Source organism: Streptomyces sp. NPDC045956 (assembly GCF_056430705.1).
This window is the reverse complement of record NZ_JBWKKZ010000014.1, coordinates 197,677-218,959: the sequence shown is the minus strand read 5'-3', so window position 1 is coordinate 218,959 and position 21,283 is coordinate 197,677. Positions and strand designations below refer to the sequence as shown.

Annotated in this window: 15 protein-coding genes; 10 read left to right on the top strand and 5 right to left on the bottom strand. The window is 72.4% G+C overall.

What is annotated here, in order from left to right; translation table 11 throughout:
* Positions 1–15: 15 nt before the first annotated feature.
* Positions 16–1,026 (top strand): DNA-3-methyladenine glycosylase family protein, encoded by a 1,011-nt coding sequence (locus tag AC07FV_RS31245; RefSeq protein WP_479090891.1) that lies wholly within the window; start codon positions 16–18, stop codon positions 1,024–1,026.
* Positions 1,027–1,208: 182 nt separating this feature from the next.
* Here AC07FV_RS31245 and manB read toward each other — a convergent pair whose 3' ends face one another.
* Together manB and AC07FV_RS31235 are read right to left on the bottom strand one after the other, a co-directional pair.
* Positions 1,209–2,291 (bottom strand): mannose-1-phosphate guanylyltransferase, encoded by a 1,083-nt coding sequence (gene manB / locus AC07FV_RS31240; RefSeq protein WP_479090889.1) that lies wholly within the window; start codon positions 2,289–2,291, stop codon positions 1,209–1,211.
* Between the two features lie 106 nt (positions 2,292–2,397).
* Positions 2,398–3,885, bottom strand: coding sequence for a peptidoglycan recognition protein family protein (locus AC07FV_RS31235; protein ID WP_479090888.1), 1,488 nt, complete (start codon positions 3,883–3,885; stop codon positions 2,398–2,400).
* 139 nt (positions 3,886–4,024) lie between these two features.
* On the opposite strand from AC07FV_RS31235, the gene AC07FV_RS31230 reads away from it, so the two are divergent.
* The 6 genes from AC07FV_RS31230 to AC07FV_RS31205 all read left to right on the top strand — a co-directional run bounded on the left by AC07FV_RS31230 (position 4,025) and on the right by AC07FV_RS31205 (position 13,840).
* Entirely contained in the window at positions 4,025–4,789 is a 765-nt protein-coding gene (locus AC07FV_RS31230; protein ID WP_479090886.1) for a TIGR03089 family protein, read from the top strand.
* A gap of 186 nt (positions 4,790–4,975) precedes the next feature.
* A complete protein-coding gene (locus tag AC07FV_RS31225) occupies positions 4,976–6,205 on the top strand; it encodes an LCP family protein (protein ID WP_479090885.1) in 1,230 nt (409 codons plus the stop codon).
* A gap of 273 nt (positions 6,206–6,478) precedes the next feature.
* Positions 6,479–8,254 (top strand): LCP family glycopolymer transferase, encoded by a 1,776-nt coding sequence (locus AC07FV_RS31220; RefSeq protein WP_479090883.1) that lies wholly within the window; start codon positions 6,479–6,481, stop codon positions 8,252–8,254.
* A 226-nt stretch (positions 8,255–8,480) separates the two neighbouring features.
* On the top strand, positions 8,481–10,190 hold the full coding sequence (locus AC07FV_RS31215) for an LCP family protein (protein ID WP_479090882.1): 1,710 nt from the start codon (positions 8,481–8,483) through the stop codon (positions 10,188–10,190).
* 217 nt (positions 10,191–10,407) lie between these two features.
* Entirely contained in the window at positions 10,408–12,144 is a 1,737-nt protein-coding gene (locus tag AC07FV_RS31210; RefSeq protein WP_479090917.1) for an LCP family protein, read from the top strand.
* A gap of 76 nt (positions 12,145–12,220) precedes the next feature.
* Positions 12,221–13,840, top strand: a complete 1,620-nt coding sequence (locus AC07FV_RS31205; protein ID WP_479090880.1) for an LCP family protein — start codon at positions 12,221–12,223, stop codon at positions 13,838–13,840.
* Positions 13,841–13,846: 6 nt separating this feature from the next.
* On the opposite strand, the gene AC07FV_RS31200 is transcribed toward AC07FV_RS31205, so the two are convergent.
* On the bottom strand, positions 13,847–14,893 hold the full coding sequence (locus AC07FV_RS31200) for a glycosyltransferase family 2 protein (RefSeq protein WP_479090878.1): 1,047 nt from the start codon (positions 14,891–14,893) through the stop codon (positions 13,847–13,849).
* Positions 14,894–15,030: 137 nt separating this feature from the next.
* Between AC07FV_RS31200 and AC07FV_RS31195 the strand changes: the two genes are divergently transcribed.
* Positions 15,031–16,539 carry an LCP family protein gene (locus AC07FV_RS31195; protein WP_479090877.1) on the top strand — a complete coding sequence of 503 codons (1,509 nt, stop codon included), beginning with the start codon at positions 15,031–15,033 and terminating at the stop codon, positions 16,537–16,539.
* Between the two features lie 21 nt (positions 16,540–16,560).
* Here the strand turns inward: AC07FV_RS31195 and AC07FV_RS31190 are convergent, their stop codons facing one another.
* Positions 16,561–17,838 carry an LCP family protein gene (locus AC07FV_RS31190; protein ID WP_479090876.1) on the bottom strand — a complete coding sequence of 426 codons (1,278 nt, stop codon included), beginning with the start codon at positions 17,836–17,838 and terminating at the stop codon, positions 16,561–16,563.
* Between the two features lie 119 nt (positions 17,839–17,957).
* Here AC07FV_RS31190 and AC07FV_RS31185 point away from each other — a divergent pair, with 119 nt between their 5' ends.
* Positions 17,958–18,524 carry an acyl-CoA thioesterase gene (locus AC07FV_RS31185; protein ID WP_356608778.1) on the top strand — a complete coding sequence of 189 codons (567 nt, stop codon included), beginning with the start codon at positions 17,958–17,960 and terminating at the stop codon, positions 18,522–18,524.
* Positions 18,525–18,547: 23 nt separating this feature from the next.
* Here the strand turns inward: AC07FV_RS31185 and AC07FV_RS31180 are convergent, their stop codons facing one another.
* Positions 18,548–19,705, bottom strand: coding sequence for an acyl-CoA dehydrogenase (locus tag AC07FV_RS31180; RefSeq protein WP_479090875.1), 1,158 nt, complete (start codon positions 19,703–19,705; stop codon positions 18,548–18,550).
* A gap of 181 nt (positions 19,706–19,886) precedes the next feature.
* On the opposite strand from AC07FV_RS31180, the gene AC07FV_RS31175 reads away from it, so the two are divergent.
* On the top strand, positions 19,887–21,230 hold the full coding sequence (locus AC07FV_RS31175) for a UDP-glucose dehydrogenase family protein (protein ID WP_479090874.1): 1,344 nt from the start codon (positions 19,887–19,889) through the stop codon (positions 21,228–21,230).
* The last annotated feature ends 53 nt before the right edge of the window (positions 21,231–21,283 follow it).

Sequence of the window (21,283 nt, the reverse complement as noted above, 5' to 3'; positions counted from 1 at the left end):
TCGAGGACCTCACCCGTGGCAGGACGCTTCGCCCCCCGGCCCACGCGCGCCACCGTGCGCGGTGGCGAGGCCGTCGTACCCGCGCCCGCGAACGGGGTGCCCCGGCAGCCCGTCGCGCCGGGCAGGACGAGGGTGTGGGTGCCGGACGGGCCGCTGGAGCTGGGTCTGGCGCTCGGCCCGCTGCGACGCGGGCCGGGCGATCCGACGTTCCGCACGACGCCGGACGGATCGGTGTGGCGAGCCAGCCGCACTCCCGCCGGGCCGGGCACGCTGCGGGTCACCGCGCGCGGCGGCGAGGTGCGGGGCGAGGCCTGGGGGCCGGGGGCGGAGTGGCTGCTGGAGTGGCTGCCGCGGATGCTGGGCGCCGACGACGATCCGTCCGCGTTCGTGCCCCGGCACCGGCTGCTGGCGCTCACGGCGCACCGGCGGCCGGGGCTGCGGCTGACGCGGACCGGGCTGGTGCTGGAGTCGCTGATCCCGTCGGTCCTGGAGCAGAAGGTCACGACGCTGGAGGCGTACCAGGCGTGGCGGCTGCTCGTGCGGAGGTTCGGGGAGCCGGCGCCGGGCCCCGCGCCCGGCGGAATGTGTGTCATGCCGGCGGCGCGGACGTGGGCGCTGATCCCGTCCTGGGAGTGGCACCTGGCGGGGGTGGACGACAAGCGGGCGTCGACGATCCTGCGGGCGGTGCGGGTCGCCGCGCGGTTGGAGGAGGCGACCGGGATGGAACCGGAGGCGGCGCGGGCGCGGCTGGAACTGGTGCCGGGGATCGGGCCGTGGACGTCGGCGGAGACGGTGCAGCGCAGTCACGGGGCGGCGGACGCGGTGACGGTCGGGGACCTGCATCTGCCGGGGATCGTGGGGTTCGCGCTGGGCGGGGACCGGGACGCGGACGACTCCGTCATGCTGCGGCTGCTGGAGCCGTATGCCGGGCAGCGGCATCGGGCGGCCCGGCTGGTGCTGCTGAGCGGACGGGTGCCGCCGAGGCGGGCCCCGCGGATGGCTCCGCGGGGGATCGAGCGGTTCTGAGAGGGCGGCGGGTCCGCCGCCGAGGCGGGCTCGGGAACCGGTGACGCCCGGGTCCGCGTGAGCGGGGGCGGCCGGGTGGGTGCGGTGGCCGGCGTTGCCGGGTGCCTCCCCCGGAGGGGTACCCCCAGCGCCCACCCGTGCCGCGCCGGCGGCACCACTGACCGCAGCCGCGGCGGGTGGGGTCAGGCGTCCGGGGAGAAGCGCAGGGCCGCCGGGGGGATGTGGGCGTCGCACCAGATGCGGGCGCCCGAGCGGAGTTCGTTGTCGGCGCCGACGACCGCGCCGTCGCCGATGACCGTGTCCGTCAGGACGGAGCGGGTGCCGACGCGGGCCCGGCTGCCGATCAGCGAGTCGGTGATGACGGCGCCCGGCTCGATGACCGCGCCCGGCAGGATCGTGCTGCCGAAGACCCGGGCCCCCTCCGCGACGAAGGCACCCTCGCCGACCACCGTGCCGCCGGCCAGCTTGGCGTCGGGCGCGACGCGTGCCGTGGGCAGGACGAGACGGTCGCCGCACCGGCCCGGTATCGCCGGGGACGGGGCGCGGCCGAGGACCAGGTCCGCCGAGCCGCGCACGAAGGCCGCCGGGGTGCCCAGATCGAGCCAGTACGTGGAGTCGACCAGGCCCTGGAGGTGCGCTCCGGTGGCCAGGAGGCCGGGGAAGGTCTCGCGTTCGACGGACACCGGGCGGCCCGCCGGGATCGTGTCGATGACCGAGCGGCGGAAGACGTACGCCCCCGCGTTGATCTGGTCGGTGACGATCTCCTCGGGGGTCTGCGGCTTCTCCAGGAAGGCGAGCACCCGGCCCGTGTCGTCCGTGGGGACCAGGCCGTACGCCCTCGGGTCGGTCACCTTCGTCAGGTGCAGGGAGACGTCCGCGCCCGTCGTCTCGTGGGTGCGGACCAGCGCGCCGATGTCCAGGCCCGTCAGGATGTCGCCGTTGAAGATCAGGACGGGGTCGTCCGGGCCCGAGTGGAGCCGGGAGGCCACGTTGCGGATCGCGCCGCCCGTGCCGAGCGGCTCCTCCTCCGTGACGTACTCGATGTGCAGGCCCAGGGCCGAGCCGTCGCCGAAGTACGGTTCGAAGACCTCGGCGAGGTAGCTCGTCGCGAGGACGATGTGCTCGACGCCCGCCGCCTTGGCCCGCGCCAGCTGATGCGTGAGGAACGGCACTCCCGCCGCCCTGACCATGGGCTTCGGGGTGTGCACCGTGAGCGGCCGCAGCCGCGTGCCCTTGCCGCCGACCAGGAGGATCGCTTCTGTCACCTGTCGTCTCTGCTTCCTGCCGGGACCGGCCGAACTGTCTCTTTCGGCCGGCCAGTGTATGCAGACCGTTCCATGGCGCCTTCGGTGGTCGTGCGGTGTTCCGCCCTCAGCGGCCCTGGTACTTCGCCGCCGTCGAGCGGCTCGTGCCGAGTTTGGCGTAGAGCTTCTTGCCCGGACAGCTCGTGGCGAAGCCGTCGCGGTGACCGGAGATGACGTTCAGTCGTACGTTCTTACCTTTTCGGTAGAGATTCCCGCCACCGGACTTCAGGGACGTCTTCCCGCGCGGATTCATGCCGTAGAGACCGAGCTTCCAGGCGGTGAGCTTGGCGATCGCCTTCACGGCGGCCGCCGAGGGCTTCTTGGAGCCGTAGGTGCCGAGGACGGCGATGCCCATGGTGTTGGAGTTGAACCCCATGGTGTGGGCACCCAGTACCGCCTTGGACACGCCACCGGCCCGTCCCTCGTAGATCTTTCCGCACTTGTCGACGAGGAAGTTGTAGCCGACGTCGCGCCAGCCCATGCTGTTGACGTGGTAGCGGTAGATACTGCGGATGACTGACGGCGCCTGCTTGCAGGTGTAGTTGTTGCCGGTGGCCGAGTGGTGCACGAAGGCCGCCTTGACCTTCTTCGTGTACACGAACTTCTTCTCCCGCAGCCCCTCGTTCGCGCCCCAGCCGCGGCGCGTGGTGATGCTCGGGCGGGGGCCGATGTACGGCTTGGCCCGCTGCTCCGCCGTCAGTGCGCCGGCGCCCGCCGCGGAGAGGAACGCGGCCTCGGTCCGGGCGCGGCTCAGGGCCGGGATCTCGGTGGCGCCCAGCGGGGCGAGCCCCGCGTTGACGGCGGAGGCGGCGACCGCCTCGGCGGACTCCGCGGTCGAGGCGGCGGTGCGGGGGCCGTCCTCCGCTTCAGGGGCCGCCGCGGGACCGGCGCCCGCGCCGGGGTCGACGAGTTCGAGGCGCATGCCGGTGGGGAGCGGGGAGGCGGCGAGCGGGGCCGGGCCGGCGGCTCCGGCCGTCCTGGCGGGGTCGGCGGCCCGGTCTGAGTCGCCCACGGCGCCGGTCGCCGGGGCGCCGGCCGGGGCGTCGGTGGTCGTGATCGCGGCGCCCGGGTGCTCCGAGGTGCTCTCCGCCCGTACCCGCACCTCCACGCCGTCGGACTCGCCCACCCACAGCGGGGCGGTGGCGCCGCGGACCCGGCCCGAGGTGCTCTCGGCGCTGCCCGGGTCGGCGGCGTGGTCGGCGTTGTGGGTCTCCAGTTCCTGCCAGCCCGACCAGGTGCCGGTCGCGGTGGCGCGGGTACGGACCTGGACCTGTCCGTGCAGTTCCGTGGCCGGGTCGTCCCAGACGACACCGACCAGCGAGAAGTGCCGAACGTCCCGGCGGGGGACGCCCTGTTCGGCCGCACCGGGGGCGCGGTCGCGAGCGGTTGGGGTGAGGGGCAGCGACTGGGTGCTGCCGGGGACGGGCGCCTCGGCGGGCACCGCGGCACCGTTCGTGGGCCGGGCCGCGGAGGAGGCCGCCGCGGGCGGGGCGAGCGGGAGGGCCAGGGCCGCCGCGCACGTGACACCGATCGAGGAAGCAAGGAATCCACGCATGCCCCTGATCGTGGATATCCACGGACAAATCTGTCCATCCGTGACCTGACGGCCCCCAGGCCGTTTTCGTCCGAACCGGTGGCCGTGCGGTACGCCGTACGCCCGGTGCGCGCCCGGCCGCCCGCGTACGCTTGCCCGGGTGAACTCGACCGACCGCACCCCTGCCGACCTGCTGAGTTCCGCGCTCGCCGCGGACCCCGGACGCCCCCTGGTGACCTTCTACGACGACGCCACCGGCGAACGCGTCGAACTGTCCGTGGCCACCTTCGCCAATTGGGTGGCCAAGACCGCCAACCTGCTCCAGGACGAACTCTCCGTCGAACCCGGCGACCGGGTCGCGCTGCTGCTGCCCGCGCACTGGCAGACGGCGGTGTGGCTGCTGGCGTGCGCGTCGGTGGGTGTCGTCGCCGACGTGGCGGGCGACCCGGCCGCTGCCGACGTGGTGGTGAGCGGGCCGGAGCCGCAGGCGCTGGAGGCGGCGCGGGCGTGCTCGGGCGCGCGGATGGCGCTGGCGCTGCGACCGCTCGGGGGCCGGTTCGTGCCGGGCGCCCCCGAGGGCTTCGCCGACTACGCCGTGGAGGTGCCGGGGCAGGGCGACCGCTTCGTGCCGTACGCGCCGGTCGACCCGGAGGCGCCCGCGCTGATCGTGGCCGGACGGGAGTTCAGCGGAGCGGAACTCGTGGAGCGGGCCCGGGCGGAGGCGTCGGGGCTGGGTCTCACGGGGCCCGGGGCGCGGATCCTGTCGGGGTTGCCGTACGACACCTGGGAGGGGCTGAGCGCGGGCCTGTACGGGCCGTTGGCCAGTGGCGGCTCGGTGGTGCTGTGCCGGCACCTCGATCAGGCGGGGGCGGACGCCCTGGACCAGCGGATCGAGGCGGAGCGGGTCACCGCCACGGCCCGGTGACCGCGGCCGCGTGCCTCCGGCACCGTGACTGCGGTCGCACGCCCCCGACACCGTGACTCCGGTCGCACGCCCCCGGCCCCGTGACCCGTCCCGTACTCCCGGCCCGCGCGCCGGTCCCGTAGTACCGGCCCGGCGCCTTCCCCCGTTCGGCCCACCCCCGTTCCTCCTCCGGTCTCCGTCCGGGCCATGGTCGTAGAAGCGCACGTGTGCGGGACGGAGGGAGACGTGAGCGATGACGACGCGGGCACACCCCTCGACGGGCCCCCGCCCGGGGCGTCGGCGACCGGGGACGGGCTGAGGCGTCGTCGGAGGCGGAGGCTGGGGTGCGCGGGGATCGCGGTCGGCGTGCTGGCCGTCGGCGCGGCCGGGGCCGGGTGGGCGGTGTACGCCAAACTGGACGGCAACATCACGGCGGACGAGGCGGCGGCGGCCGAACTCGCCCGGTACGACAAGGAACGGCCCACCGCGCTGGTCCGGGGCGCGCGGAACATCCTGCTGATCGGGTCCGACTCGCGGTCCGGTGAGGGCAACGCGCGCTACGGGCGCGACTTGGGCACCGAGCGGTCGGACACCACGATCCTGCTGCACCTGGCGGCCGGCCGGGACAGCGCCACCGCCGTCTCCCTCCCCCGCGACCTGATGGTGGACGTGCCCGGCTGCCGCCGCCCGGACGGCTCGCGCACCGCACCCGTCTTCGCCCAGTTCAACTCCGCCTACGAGGTGGGCGGTTCGGCGTGCTCGATCCGTACGGTGGAGAAGCTGACCGGCATCCGGCTCGACCACCACGTGGTCGTCGACTTCCAGGGCTTCAAGAAGCTGGTCGACGCGCTCGACGGCGTCGAGGTGTGCCTGCGCGCACCGGTCGACGACGAGGACGCCGGGCTGAGGCTGCCCGCGGGCCGAGTGACGCTCGACGGGGAGCGGGCCCTCGGCTACGTGCGCGCCCGCAAGTCGCTCGGCGACGGCAGCGACACCGACCGGATGGACCGGCAGCAGCGTTTCCTGGGGGCGCTCGTCAACAAGGTGCAGAGCAACGACGTCCTGCTGAACCCGGTGAAGCTCTACCCCGTGCTCGACGCGGCCACCTCGTCCCTCACGACCGATCCGGACCTGGCGAGCCTGCGCGGTCTGTACGACCTCGTGCGCGGCCTGCGCGGCATCCCCACCGAACGGGTGCAGTTCCTGACCGTGCCGCGGGAGGCGTACGCGGGCGACGTCAATCGCGACCAGCTCGTGGAGCCCGACGCGGAGCGGCTGTTCACCCGGCTGCGGACGGACGAACCCGTGGCGGTCGGGGCGGCGGGCGAGCGGGAGGAGCCGGCCGGGGCCGGGGGCGCCCGCGAGCCCGGCCGGCTCGGCGAGTCCCCGGCTCCGACGTTCAGCGGCAACACCGCGGCGGAGGACATCTGCGGGTAAAGCGCGGTCCAAGAGCGGGCAAGGCGTGCGCACGGCGGGGCCCGAGAGGGACCACGCGAGGGGGACAGTTGTCCAGTGAATACGCCGGATTGCCCGGTTGTAAGGCTCGTGGAATGTGTCACTGCCATCGCCTCGCCGCGAACGGGGCGGTTAATGTGAGCCCTCCGGTGCGCCCGGCCCCGAGGTTGACCCCCGGGTCGCGCACCGGACCAGCCAGACCGAGCGCCCGCAGGGGAGGGCGCCGCGTGGCCCCGACGGAGGATTCGGACAACCGTGGACGCGCAAGGCCGTGGGCGGGCGGAGCACATCGACCCCGCAGACCAGTGGGTACTCAATCCGGTCACCGGCGAATACGAACTGCGACCGCCCCCTTCCGCAGCGCAGTCGGCGGTCCCGGGGCCCCGCACCGCCGCGCCCGGCGGATCGCGCCGGGCGGCAGCCCCCGGCGGCTCCCGCGGCCGGGGCGCGCAGGCCGCCTCGCCCGCCCCCTCGACCGCGCCGGACCGTGACGTCCCAGGCCCCCGCAGGCGCCGTACGGCACCCGAGGAGCCGCCGTCCGGACGGCGGGGGCGCCGGCGGCCGGCGAAGAAGTCGAAGGGCAAGAAGGTCCTGCTGTGGAGCGGCGGCACCATGGCCTTCGTCGTCCTCGCCGCCGGCACGGCCGGTTACCTCTACCTGGAGCACCTGAACGACAACATCCAGTCCGTCGCCGACGACGGCGCGAGCACCGGTGGCTTCCAGAAGGACAAGGCCATCAACATCCTGCTGATCGGCACCGACAAGCGCACCGGCGCGGGCAACGAGGGCTACGGCGACACGGGCAGCGCCGGGCACGCGGACACCACGATCCTGCTGCACGTCGCCAAGGACCGCTCCAACGCGACCGCGCTCAGCATCCCCCGCGATCTCATCGTCGACGTCCCCGACTGTCCGACCACCCAGGAGGACGGGACACAGAAGATCATCCCCGGCTCCCCCGGCGTCCGCTTCAACACCAGCCTCGGCCAGGACGGCCGCACGCCCAGCTGCACCATGCGCACCGTCACCGAGCTGACGGGGGTCACGCCCGACAACTTCATGGTGGCGGACTTCAACGCGGTCAAGACCCTCACCTCGGCGGTCGGCGGGGTCGAGGTCTGCCTGGCCAAGGACATCGACGACCCTGACTCGCACCTGAAGCTGCCCGCGGGCAAGCACACCATCGAGGGCGAGGAGGCCCTCGCCTTCGTCCGCACCCGGCACTCCGTCGGCTTCGGCGGCGACCTGAGCCGCATCGAGATCCAGCAGCAGTTCCTCAGCGCCCTGATGCGCAAGCTCAAGTCCAACGACACGCTCACCAGCCCCTCGAAGATGGTGAAGCTGGCGGAGGCGGCGACCGAGGCGCTGACCGTCGACTCGAAGCTGGACAGCATCGGCAAGCTGAAGGACCTCGGGCTGGAGCTGGGCAAGCTCAACACCAAGAACCTGACCTTCGCCACGGTGCCGGTGCGCGACAACCCCGCCGAGAAGGTCAAGGCGACGGTCGTCCTCCAGGAGGGGCCCGCCCAGCAGGTCTTCGACATGATCAGGGACGACGTCTCCTTCACCGAGGTCAAGAAGAAGGAGTCGGAGAAGGAGAAGAAGGAGAAGGCCGCCGTCGCCGCCCGCCTGGAGGGCGCGAAGTCCGACCCCTCCGAGATCCGCGTCCGCATCCTCAACGGCGGCGCCGCGGCCGGCAGCGCCCAGCTGGAGCTGAACCACCTCCAGACCGAGGCCGGCGTCACCAAGTCCGAGAACGCGGGCAACGCCGACACCGAACTCGCCAAGACCACCCTCGAGTACGCCCCCGACCAGGCCGACCAGGCCCGCGCCCTCGCCGAGATCCTCGGTCTGTCCGGCGCCGCCATGAAGCCCGGCGAGAGCGTCACCAACGCCCAGGGACTGCCCACGATGACCCTCACCCTCGGCAAGGACTTCAAGGAGCCGGGGGCCAAGCTCGACAACACCGCCGTGAAGGCGCCCGAAGAGGTCAGCAAGTCCACGGCGGACAAGGTCGCGTGCGCGAAGTGACCTGAAGGGTCCCGCGTGCGTCTGACAGGGCGACAGTCCATCGGCGGGCCCGGGGGACGGCCGGGGCGGAAGCGACCCTCCGGCCCCTGCGGACCCTCCGGCCCCTCCGGGAGACGAGCAATCCGTCGGGGCCGCCGTACAGCCAACGAGGGGGCCCGTACGTCCAACTGTGCGAAGAGGCGGCGCGCAGAGGCACGTACGCGGGCCCTAGGGTGGGAAGAGGGACATGACGCAGAGCAGTGTGCACGGGGAGGGGACCCGTCCCGACACCGCCCGGCGCTCCCGGCGTGCCGGGGCCGGCCCGGGCGCGGGCGGGACGGGCGGCGCGGGGCACGGAAGCGGTGACCCGAGCGGCAGCGGTCACGGGAGGCGGCCCGGGCGGCGGCAGGCGGGCGGACGCCGTCACCGGGCGCTCCGCTGGTCCGCGACGACCCTGGCGGTGCTGATACTCGGGACGGCCGGCGCCGGTTACCTCTACTACGAGCACCTGAACGGCAACATCGAGAAGGGCGAGCGCAGCAGCGGCGACTCCAAGGCGCAGCGGCCCGAGGCGAACGCGGCCGGACAACGGCCCCTGAACATCCTGATGGTCGGTTCCGACAGCCGGGCCTCGGACGCGAACGTCGCGCTGGGCGGCGGCAGGAACCACCGCGACAACCCGCCGCTGGGCGACGTGCAGATGCTCATCCACCTGGCCGCGGACCGCAAGAGCGCCGCGGTCGTGAGCATCCCCCGGGACACCCGGGTCGACATCCCCGCGTGCACGGACCCGGAGACCGACGAGGCGTACCCGGCGACCAACACGATCATCAACGAGTCCCTCGGCCGCGGCGGCGCCGGCTGCACCCTCGCCACCTGGCAGAACCTCACCGGCGTCTACATCGACCACTGGATGACGATCGACTTCGCGGGCGTCGTGTCGATGGCGGACGCCGTCGGCGGGGTCGAGGTCTGCGTGAACCAGAACGTGTGGGACCGCCCGCTGCCCGCCGTGCCCGGCGGATCGGGTCTGAAGCTGACGGCCGGCCGGCACAAGGTGCAGGGCGAGCAGGCCCTCCAGTGGCTGCGCACCCGGCACGCCTGGGGCAGCGACCTGCTGCGGGCGCGGGCGCAGCACATGTACATGAACTCGATGATCCGCACGCTGAAGCAGCAGAACATCTTCACCGACACCGGCCGGCTGATGGGCCTGGCCGAGGCGGCCACGAAGTCCCTGACGGTCTCCGAGGAGGTCGGCACCGTCAAGAAGCTCTACGACCTGGGCATGCAGCTCAAGACGGTGCCGACGGACCGCATCACCATGACGACGATGCCGACCGTCGAGGACCCCCAGGACCGCAACCACCTGCTCCCGGCCCCCGACGCCGACAAGATGTGGGCGATGCTCCGCGACGACGTGTCCTTCGACGCCAAGGGCGACAAGGGCGGCGCGGACGGCAAGGACGGTGGGAGCGGCGGCAAGGACGCCGGCGCCGGCGCGGAGGACTCCGGCGCGAAGTCCTCGCGGGACTCCGCCGCCCCCGACTCCGAGATCGGCGTCCTCGTCCGCAACGCGACCCGTTCGGCCACCCTCGGCCCGGTGACCGGACGCGCGGGCACGATCGCCCAGGCGCTGGTGGAGCAGGGCTTCGACAAGGCGGCCAAGGACTCCTCGGTCACGCCGTCCGAGGAGAGGACCGTGGTCCGCTACCCGACCACCGGGACGGAGGGCGACGCGCTGCGCGTCGCCGAGGCGCTGGGCATCCCGGCGGCCTCGGTGCTCAAGTCCGCGGACGTGTCGGGGATCACGCTCGTCGTGGGAGCGGACTGGCGCTCCGGGACGTCCTATCCGAAACAGAGGACACCCGAGGCGGGGGACCTGCCGGACACCAGCGACGCCCTCAACGGCTCGGACAGCAGCAAGTGCATGGACGTCTACAAGCCCTACCGCTGGTAGGAGCTGGTGGGGGGCCTCGTGAATATAGGAGGGATTGCCCGCTTGTAGGGGCGCCGACTCCGTCACCGGTGTCGTTCGACGCCGAACCGGGCGGATAGTCTGAGCGCTCCAGTGCCCCCGCCGCGAGGTCCGCCCTGGCGTCGTGCACATGTTGACCCTTTATCGTGCGCCTTCCGGCAGAAGGTGCCGCGTGGCCCCGACGAAGGACTGGGAGACCGTGGACGCGCAAGGACGTGGGCGGGCGGAGAACGTCGATCCCGCAGACCAGTGGGTACTGAATCCGCGTACGGGCGAATACGAACTGCGACTGTCCCCTTCCGCACCGCAGTCGGCCGTCCCGGGCCCCCGTCGCGCCGCCCCCCGGGCCAAGGACGCCTCGTCCGCCGCCGGCCCGGCCGGCTCGGCACGCCGTACGTCCGCGCCGGGCCGTGAGGTCCCGCCCCAGCGGCGCCGGCGCCCCGCGCCCGAGGAGCCGGTGCCGGGCCGGCGGGGTCGCCGGCCCGCGAAGAAGTCGAAGGGCAGGAAAGCCCTGCTGTGGGTCGGCGGCAGCACCGCGTTCGTCGTCCTCGTGGCCGGCGTGGGCGGCTACGTCTACCTCAAGCACCTCGAGGGCAACGTCTCGACGACGGACGTCGGTGACGCCGGCAGCAGCAGCTTCAGCAAGGACGAGGCCTTCAACATCCTCGTCATCGGCACCGACAAGCGCACCGGCGCGGGCAACGAGGGCTACGGCGACGCGGGCAGCGTCGGCCACGCGGACACCACGATCCTGCTGCACGTCGCCAAGGACCGCTCCAACGCGACCGCGCTCAGCATCCCCCGCGACCTCATCGTCGACATCCCCGACTGCGAGACCAAGCAGGAGGACGGCTCCACGGAGATCGTCCCCGGGGAGGCGGGCGTCCGCTTCAACCGGAGCCTGGGCGAGGGCGGCCGGGACGCGGGCTGCACCATGCGCACCGTGAAGGAGGCGTTCGGCATCCAGCCGAACCACTTCATGATGGCCGACTTCAACGCGGTCAAGACGCTGACCACCGCCGTCGACGGCGTCGACGTCTGTGTGGAGAAGGCTGTCGACGACCCGAAGTCCCACCTCAAGCTGCCCGCGGGCGAGTCCAAGGTGGAGGGTGAGCAGGCTCTCGCCTTCGTCCGCACCCGCCACGCCTTCGGCAACGAGGGCGACCTGGACCGCATCAAGGTGCAGCAGCAGTTCCTGGGCTCGCTCATGCGGAAGATGTCCTCCAGCGACACCCTCACCAGCCCCACGAAGCTGGTGAAGCTGGCCGAGGCCGCGACCAAGGCACTGACCGTGGACAGCGCCATCGGCAAGGTGGGCACGCTCAAGGACATGGCCCTGGAGCTGAAGAAGGTGCCGACGAAGAACATCACCTTCACCACGGTGCCGGTGATCGACAACCCCGCCGAGAAGGTCAAGGCGACGGTGGTCGTGAACGAGGCGAAGGCCCCGCAGGTCTTCGACATGATCCGGAACGACGTCTCCTTCACCGAGGTCAAGAAGAAGGAGAAGAAGGAGAAGGCCGCCGTCGCCGCCCGCCTGGAGGGCGCGAAGTCCGACCCCTCCGAGATCCGCGTCCGCATCCTCAACGGCGGCGCCGCGGCCGGCAGCGCCCAGCTGGAGCTGAACCACCTCCAGACCGAGGCCGGCGTCACCAAGTCCGAGAACGCGGGCAACGCCGACGCCGAACTCGCCAAGACGACCCTCGAGTACGCCCCCGACCAGGCCGACCAGGCCCGCGCCCTCGCCGAGATCCTCGGCCTGTCCGGCGCCGCCATGAAGCCCGGCGAGAGCGTCACCAACGCCCAGGGACTGCCCACGATGACCCTCACCCTCGGCAAAGACTTCAAGGGCGCAGGAGTGAAGCTCGACGCCACCTCCGTGGAGACACCGGAGCTGGACAAGTCGACGGCCGACCAAGTGCAGTGCGCCAGTTGACCTGACGGGCCCGTCGTACGTCTGACAGGACGGTGACGGGCCCGCGGGGTGGCGCGGGGGTGGGGAAGGACGCGAGATGACGCGGAGCGGTGTGCAGGGGGAGGACACGCGGCAGGGGGCCTCGGAGGCTCCCGAGCGTGCGGAGGCGGTACGGCAGGAGGGAGGTGACGAGGGCGAGGGCGGTGCCGAGCCCGGCAGACGCCGGACGCGCGGACGGCGCCGGGTGCTCCGCTGGACGGCGGTGGCGCTCGCCGTGCTCATGGCCGGTACGGCCGGTGCCGGGTACCTGTACTACGAGCACCTCAACGACAACATCCGCAAGGACCCCCTCAACCTGGGGGACGCCAAGGTCGCCGCGCCCACGCCGAACGCGGCCGGGCAGACCCCGCTGAACATCCTGGTGATCGGCTCGGACGCGCGGGACAGCGAGGAGAACCAGCAACTGGGCGGCGCCCGCGAGACGTTCGGGTCCACGCCGCTGGCGGACGTGCAGATGCTGGTGCACCTGTCCGCGGACCGCAGCAACCTGTCGGTCGTCAGCATGCCGCGCGACACCCTGGTGAAGGTCCCCAAGTGCACCTCCCCGGACGACGGCAAGGTGTATCCGGCGAGCGAGGGCCGGGTGATGACCAACCAGAGCCTCGGTCACGGCGGTCCGGGCTGCACGGTGGCCACCTGGCAGGAACTCACCGGCATCCACATCGACCACTTCGTGATGGTCGACTTCGCCGGCGTGGTGTCGATGGCGGACGCCGTCGGCGGCGTACCGGTGTGCGTGGACGCCAACATCCACTCCCGCGACGGCCAGGGCCACGGCTCCGGCCTGAAGCTGGAGAAGGGCACCCACCCGGTCCAGGGCGAGCAGGCCCTCCAGTGGCTGCGCACCCGCTACGGCTTCGAGGACGGCAGCGACCTCGCGCGGGCGAAGGCCCAGCACATGTACCTCAACTCGATGGTCCGGGTGCTGCGCGAGAACGCGACCCTGAGCAGCCCGAACAAGCTGCGCAGACTGGCCGAGGAGGCCACCCGGGCGCTCACGGTCGACCCGGGCCTGGACACCGTCAAGAAGCTGTACGACCTCAGCAACGAGCTGCGCAAGGTGAAGCCGGAGCGCATCACCATGACGACGATGCCCAACCGCTACGTGGGCGCGCGCGTGGAGCCGACCGAGGACGCGGAGCAGTTGTTCCGGCTGGTGCGCGAGGACATCGCCCTGGACGGCAAGGACGCGGCGAAGAAGGAGCCGGCCGTGGAGACGGCCCCTCCGGCGGACCCCGCGGCCCCCGACGACGCCATCGCGGTGCAGGTCCGCAACGGTACCCGCACCGACCGGCTCGGCACGGCCCCCGGCCGCGCGAACACCGTCGCGGGGCTGCTGGTGGAGCGGGGCTTCGACGAGGCGGTGGCCGACCCCTCCGTCCTGCCGAGCGAGGACCGTACGGTCGTCCGCTACCCGAGCGCCGACCTGGAGGGCGACGCCCGGCGGGTCGCCGAGTCCCTGGGTGTCCCGGCGAGTTCGGTGCGGCGCTCGACCGACGTCTCGGGCGTGACGCTGATCGTGGGCGCCGACTGGCGCGAGGGGACGGCGTACGCGGCACCCGAGGCGGACGACACGACCCCCGACTCGGCCGAGGCCCTCAACGGCGCCGACGAGAACGCCTGCATGCGCGTGAACCCGGCGTTCACCTGGTCCTGAGGGAGGTCAGTGCGTCTCGGCGGCGTCCGCGTCCGGCTGGACCGCCGGGCGCCGCGAGGCGATGACCTTCCTGGCCAGCGAGCGCGGGCTGGTCAGGAAGCCCCAGCCCCAGCACATGTGCATGGTCGCCAGGGCCACGGGGATCTGCGCCCGCGCCTTCAGCCCCAGCCCCTTGCCCGCCGGGACCGAGCCCGCGACGATCGCCGCCAGGTAGCCGCCGGGCACCACGAAGCCCCACGGGGTCAGCGCCGCGCCCACCACGGCACCGGCCGCGATGGCGCACACGGCCGTCGGCGGCGCGAGGTAGCGCAGGTTGATCGAGCCGGAGTGGTAGCGGGCGACGACGTGCCGCCAGCGGCCGTAGTTCTTGTACTGCTTGGCCAGGGCGCGCACGGACGGCCGCGGGCGATAGGACACCTTCAGCTCCGGCGAGAACCAGATCAGGCCGCCGGCCTCGCGGATGCGGAAGTTCAGCTCCCAGTCCTGGGCGCGGATGAACTCCTCGTTGTACCCGCCCTGCCGCTCCAGCGCCTCGCGGCGGAAGACCCCCAGGTAGACCGTCTCGGCGGGGCCCGCCTGCCCACCCGTGTGGAAGGCGGCGTTGCCCACCCCGATCTTCGACGTCATCGCGGCGGCGACGGCGTCCTCCCAGGCGTTCTCCCCCTCGGCGTGCATGATGCCGCCCACGTTCTGCGCGCCGGTCTCCTCCAGGAGCCGTACGGCGGTGGCGATGTAGTTCGGCGACAGCATGCCGTGGCCGTCCACGCGGACGACGACGGGGTGGCGGGAGGCCTTGATCGCGGCGTTCAGCGCGGCGGGCGTACGGCCGGTGGGATTCGGCACGGTGTGCACGCGCGGATCCTCGGCGACGAGCTCGGCGGCGATCTCGTCCGTACGGTCCGTCGAGGGACCGAGGGCGATCACGACCTCCATCTCGCCTGCGTACTCCTGGGCGAGGATGGCGCGGACGGAACCGCGCAGGTGCCGCTCCTCATTGAGGACGGGCATGATCACGGAAACGGCGGGCGGCCGCACGTCGGACTTGGCGTTCATCGGTGCTCACGTTACCGCGAACGGGGGACACGGGTGCGCGCCGCGGGGGCACGGACCCGGGCAGCAGATCGTATGGGCCTACGGTGCTCACGGATTCCACCCCCGGCCGCACGGCCCGTCCTCGCGGAGGTGTCACCTTGCCCACGCCGCCCCGCTCCCCCCGGGTCCCGGCCTCGTCCCCCCGCGGCGGCCCCCCGCCGCAGCGGGGCGGGCGACCGTCCCGGCGCCCGCCCCGGCCCCCCGTACGGCGGAGGAAGCCGCGCTGGGCCGTGCGGGCGGTGACCGCGCTGTCGGTGGTGGTGCTCGCGTCGGCGGGGATCGGGCACGCGGTGCTCTCCGGCCTCGACGCGGACATCTCGCGGGTGGACGCCTTCAAGGACATGAAGAACCGGCCGCGGGCGGGCGACGGCATGAACGTCCTGCTGGTCGGTACCGACGGCCGCGACAGCATCACCGCCGAGGAGCGGCGCCGGTACAGGCTGGGCGGCGCCCCCTGCCACTGCACCGACACGATCATGATTGTGCACATCTCGGAGGACCGGGAGCGCGCGAGCGTGGTCAGCCTGCCGCGCGACTCGTACGCCGAGACCCCCGACCACACCGACCGCACCACCGGTGAGCACCACAAGGGGCATCCGCTGAAGCTGAACGCGGCCTACGCCGAGGGCGGCCCGCAGCTGACCGTCCGCACGGTCGAGAACATGACCCGGGTGAAGATCGACCACTACCTGGAGGTCGACTTCACCAGTTTCATGAAGACCGTGGACGTCCTCGGCGGCGTGCGGATCTGCACCGCCCAGCCGCTCAAGGACCGCTACACCGGTCTTGACCTGCCTGCGGGCACCCACGAGCTGAAGGGCGGGCAGGCGCTCCAGTACGTCCGCGCCCGCCACCTCGACGGGGCCTCGGACCTGAGCCGGATGAAGCGCCAGCAGCGCTTCCTGGCCGCCCTCATCGACCGGGCGACCTCCTCGGGACTGCTGCTGAACCCGATCAGGTTCCGCGACGTCACCCGGGCCGTGCTGGGCTCGGTCCGGGCCGACGAGGGCTTCGGCACCGACGAGATGCTGGCGCTGGGGCGGGCGATGCGGAACTTCTCGCCGTCCTCGTCGGAGTTCACCACCGTGCCGATCGGTCAGATGGGCTACGCCGTCAAGGGTGTCGGCTCGACCCTGAAGTGGGACCCGGCCAGGTCCGGGCGGATCTTCGACGCCCTGCGCGAGGACGAGCCGCTGACCGCGCCCCGGCCGAAGCCCAAGGGCCCGGCTCCGGTGCGGGTGCCGGTGGACCCGAAGCAGATCCGGGTCCAGGTGGAGAACGGCACGCGCACCCCGGGCCTCGGCAGGCGGGTGGACGACGCCCTGGCCGCGACCGGGTTCCGCACCACCCGGGTGCCGCGGAACGCCGTCGACCGCGCGGTCGAGCGGACCGTCGTCGCCTTCGACCCCCGCTGGGACAACTCGGCGAAGTCGCTGGCCGCCGCCCTGCCCGGCAGCGAGCTGCGGCCGGTCAGGGGCCAGGGGCCGACGCTGAAGGTGATCGCGGGCGCCGGCTTCAAGGACGTGGCGAAGGTGCGGCCGGCGGACCCGCCGCAGGAGTCGGGCACCGTGGTGCGCGGCGACGAGGTGGTGTGCGGGGAGAAGTGACCCGCCCGGGCGCCCACCGGCTCAGTTGCCCGAGACGGTGACCTTCTCGTCGTTCTTCAACTGCTCGACCAGCTGCTTCACCTTGGCGTCGTCCCACCTGAGGTTGCCCCCGACGCTGCCGGAGACCGGCATGTTCATCGAGGTGCCGTCGCCGCCGCTGACGCTCTTCATCGCCCAGAACATGCTCGCCAGGTCGAACAGGCCCATGTCCTTGTCGACGACGAGGGAGTCCAGGCCGGAGCCCATGGTCGGGTACAGCTTGAACGGGTTGAGGACGGTCGAGGGGGTGGCCACCTGGTTCGCCAGGGCCGACAGGAACTTCTGCTGGTTCTTCGTCCGGTCCAGGTCGGAGCCGGCCAGCGCGTACCGGGTGCGGACGAAGGCGAGGGCCTCCTCGCCGTTCAGGGTCTGCTTGCCCTTCTTGAAGTCGGCGCCGGACTTCGTGTCCTTGATGTCCTGCGGGATGTCCATCTCGACGCCGCCGACCGAGTCCACGATGTTCGCGAAGCCGGCGAAGCCGATCTCCACGTAGTGGTCCAGGCGCAGGCCGGTGTTGTGCTCGACGGTGCGCACCAGCAGCTCGGGGCCGTCCTCCGCGTAGGCGGCGTTCAGCTTCACGCGCCGGCCGGTGCCCTCGTACTTCTTGCCGGACTCGGAGCCGACGAAGGAGGGGATCTCCACGTCCGAGTCGCGGGGCAGGGAGATCAGCGTCGACCCGTTGTCCCCGGTGTGCAGGATCATCATCGAGTCGGTCCGCTTGCCCTCGGCGGAGCCGGTGTGCAGGTCCTTCTTCTGCTCGCTGGTCATGCCCTCGCGGCTGTCCGAGCCGACGATCAGGTAGTTCGTGCCCTCGCCGGCCCCGGGACGCTCGATGACCTTGGAGAGGTCGACCTCGCGGTTGAGCTTGGAGTCGGCCCAGAAGTAGGTGCCGACGCTGGTCACGACGACCACGGTGGCCAGCGTGATCGCGGTCCACTTGATCCGGCGGCGCCAGTCGGGCGCGGGTCTGCCGGCACCGGGGCCGCCGGAGCCGGGCCCCCGGCCGCCGGGGCTGCCGTAGACCTGGCCGGTGTTGTAGCCGCTGTCGTAGCCGTCCTGTCCGCCGTGGCCCTGGCCGTCGACGTACGACGGCTGCTGCGGCACCCCGCCGTACGGCGGGGCGGACTGCCCGGGCGGCGGCGCCGCGCCGCGGCGGACCTGGCGCATCACGCGCGCGCTCTCGGGGCGCGCGCTCGCGCTGCCGCGTCCGTACCGGTCGCCGCGGTTGTCACCGGACCGTCCCTCGGGCCAATCATTCATGCGCACCAGTGTGCAGGTCCGCCCCGCGGCCCATACAAGGGTCGTCGGAAAATAGGGTCGGCGCTGTTGCGAAGCTGACACAAAACGCTCGGCCGTCGCCCCGGCATAAGGTGGAGGCCATGACAGACCAGGCAGAACAGGCCTCGGCCGAGCGGCCGGCGGCTCCGGAGATCCCGGGCAAGCCGACCTCGGCCTCCCGCACCACCCTCAGCCACATCATGACCCACAGCGACACCAACCTCCTGGGCACGGTGCACGGCGGAGTGATCATGAAGCTCGTCGACGACGCGGCGGGCGCCGTGGCCGGACGGCACTCCGGCGGCCCCGCCGTCACCGCGTCCATGGACGAGATGGCGTTCCTCGAACCGGTCCGCGTCGGCGACCTCGTCCATGTGAAGGCCCAGGTCAACTGGACCGGCCGCAGCTCCATGGAGGTGGGCGTGCGGGTGCTGGCCGAGCGCTGGAACGAGTCCACCCCGGCCACCCAGGTCGGCTCGGCCTACCTGGTCTTCGCCGCGGTCGACGCGGACGGCAAGCCCCGCACGGTCCCGCCGGTGCTCCCCGAGACCGAGAAGGACAAGCGCCGCTACCAGGAGGCCCAGATCCGCCGCACCCACCGCCTGGCCCGCCGCCGCGCGATCATGGAGCTGCGGGAGCGGCGGGTGGCGGAGGGCTTCGACGACTGAGCACCCGGGCGCGTGCCGGCCGGTTACGGCAGGTTGCGCGCCATGACGATGCGCTGGACCTGGTTGGTGCCCTCGTAGATCTGCGTGATCTTGGCGTCGCGCATCATGCGCTCGACCGGGTAGTCACGGGTGTAGCCGTAGCCGCCGAGGAGCTGGACCGCGTCGGTGGTGACCTCCATCGCCACGTCGGAGGCGAAGCACTTGGCGGCGGCGCCCTGGAAGGTCAGATCGCTGTCGCCGCGCTCGGACTTCGCGGCGGCCGCGTAGGTGAGCTGGCGGGCGGCCTCGATCTTCATGGCCATGTCGGCGAGCATGAACTGGATGCCCTGGAAGTCGGCGATCGGCTTGCCGAACTGCTTGCGCTCCTTGACGTAGCCCTTGGCGTAGTCGAGGGCGCCCTGGGCGATGCCGAGGGCCTGGGCGGCGATGGTGATGCGGGTGTGGTCCAGCGTCTTCATCGCGGTGGCGAAGCCGGTGCCCTCCTCGCCGATCATGCGGTCGGCGGGGATGCGGACGTTGTCGAGGTAGACCTCGCGAGTGGGCGAGCCCTTGATGCCGAGCTTCTTCTCGGGGGCGCCGAAGGACACCCCCTCGTCGGACTTCTCGACGACGAAGGCGGAGATGCCCTTGGAGCGCTTGGTGGGGTCGGTCACGGCCATCACCGTGTAGAACTCCGACTCCCCCGCGTTGGTGATCCAGCGCTTGACGCCGTTGAGCACCCAGAAGTCGCCGTCGCGCACGGCCTTGGTCTTCATGCCGGCCGCGTCGGAGCCGGCGTCGGGCTCGGAGAGGCAGTAGGAGAACATGCCCTCGCCCTTGGCGAGCGGGGCCATGTACTTCTTCTTCAGCTCCTCGGAGCCGGAGAGGATCACCGGCAGGGAGCCGAGCTTGTTCACCGCCGGGATGAGGGAGGAACTGGCGCAGACGCGGGCGACCTCCTCGATGACGATCACCGTGGCGAGCGCGTCGGCGCCCGCGCCGCCGTACTCCTCGGGGACGTGCACCGCGTGGAGGTCGTTCGCGGTGAGGGCGGTGAGGGCCTCGCGCGGGAAGCGGGCCTCCTCGTCCACCGCGGCGGCGTGCGGCGCGATCTTCGCCTCGGCCAGGGAGCGGACGGCGTCGCGGAGCATGTCGTGCTCCTCGGACGGGCGGTACAGGTCGAAGTCAGCCGATCCGGCCAAGGTCTCTCACGCTCCAAAACGCTGTGATGCGGGGCACGCTAACTACCGTTAAGTAACCCAAATTTTAGGGCCCGCCCGCGCTCGTGGATAGGTGAGGTAGACGACAGCCGCCGAAGGGGTGCGCCCCGCGCCCCGGATATGCTCGGGCGCGCACCTGTGCCGTACACCTCTGGAGCACCCCATGGCCCTCAAGATCACCGTGATCGGTACCGGCTACCTCGGCGCGACCCACGCCGCCGCCATGGCCGAGCTCGGTTTCGAGGTGCTGGGCCTGGACGTGGTGCCCGAGAAGATCGAGATGCTCCAGCGGGGCCAGGTCCCGATGTACGAGCCCGGTCTGGAGGAGCTGCTGGGCCGGCACGTCGCCGGGATCGAGGGCTCCACCGGCCGGCTGCGCTTCACCACCGACTTCGCCGAGGTCGCGGCCTTCGGCGACGTGCACTTCCTGTGCGTGAACACCCCGCAGAAGCACGGCGAGTACGCGTGTGACATGTCGTACGTCGACTCCGCGCTGGCCTCGCTCGCTCCGCACCTGACGGGCCCCGCGCTCGTCGTCGGCAAGTCGACCGTGCCGGTGGGCTCCGCCGACCGGCTGGCGGCCTACCTCGCCGCGCACGCGCCGGCCGGCGAGGAGGCCGAGCTGGCCTGGAACCCCGAGTTCCTGCGGGAGGGCTTCGCCGTCCAGGACACGCTGCACCCCGACCGGATCGTGGTCGGCGTGCGCAGCGAGCGCGCCGAGCGGCTGCTGCGCGAGGTGTACGCCACGCCGGTGGCGGAGGGTTCGCCGTTCGTCGTGACCGACTTCCCGACCGCCGAGCTGGTGAAGACCTCCGCCAACTCCTTCCTCGCCACCAAGATCTCCTTCATCAACGCGATGGCGGAGGTCTGCGAGGCGGCCGACGGCGACGTGGCCAAGCTGGCCGAGGCGATCGGGTACGACGACCGCATCGGCAGGAAGTTCCTGCGGGCCGGCATCGGGTTCGGCGGCGGCTGCCTGCCGAAGGACATCCGGGCGTTCATGGCGCGCGCCGGTGAGCTGGGCGCCGACCAGGCGCTGACCTTCCTGCGCGAGATCGACTCGATCAACATGCGCCAGCGCGGTCGGATGGTGGAGCTGACCCGGCAGGCGCTGGGCGGCGGCCCCTTCCTCGGCAAGCGGGTCGCGGTGCTCGGCGCCACCTTCAAGCCCGACTCGGACGACGTACGGGACTCCCCCGCGCTGAACGTCGCCGGGCAGGTCCACCTCCAGGGCGCCCAGGTCACGGTCTACGACCCCAAGGGCATGGAGAACGCCCGGCGGCTGTTCCCGACGCTCGGCTACGCCGACTCCGCGCTGGAGGCGGTACGGGGCGCCGACGTGGTGCTGCACCTGACGGAGTGGCAGGAGTTCCGCGAGCTGGACCCCGAGGCGCTGGGCGAGGTGGCCACGGCCCGGGTGATCCTCGACGGGCGCAACGCCCTGGACCCGCAGGCCTGGCGGAAGGCCGGCTGGACGTACCGGGCGATGGGCCGTCCGACCGCCTAAGGGCGCGCCGCACGAAGGCGGCGCCGGTTCGGCCGAGGCTCAGTCGGCCGAAA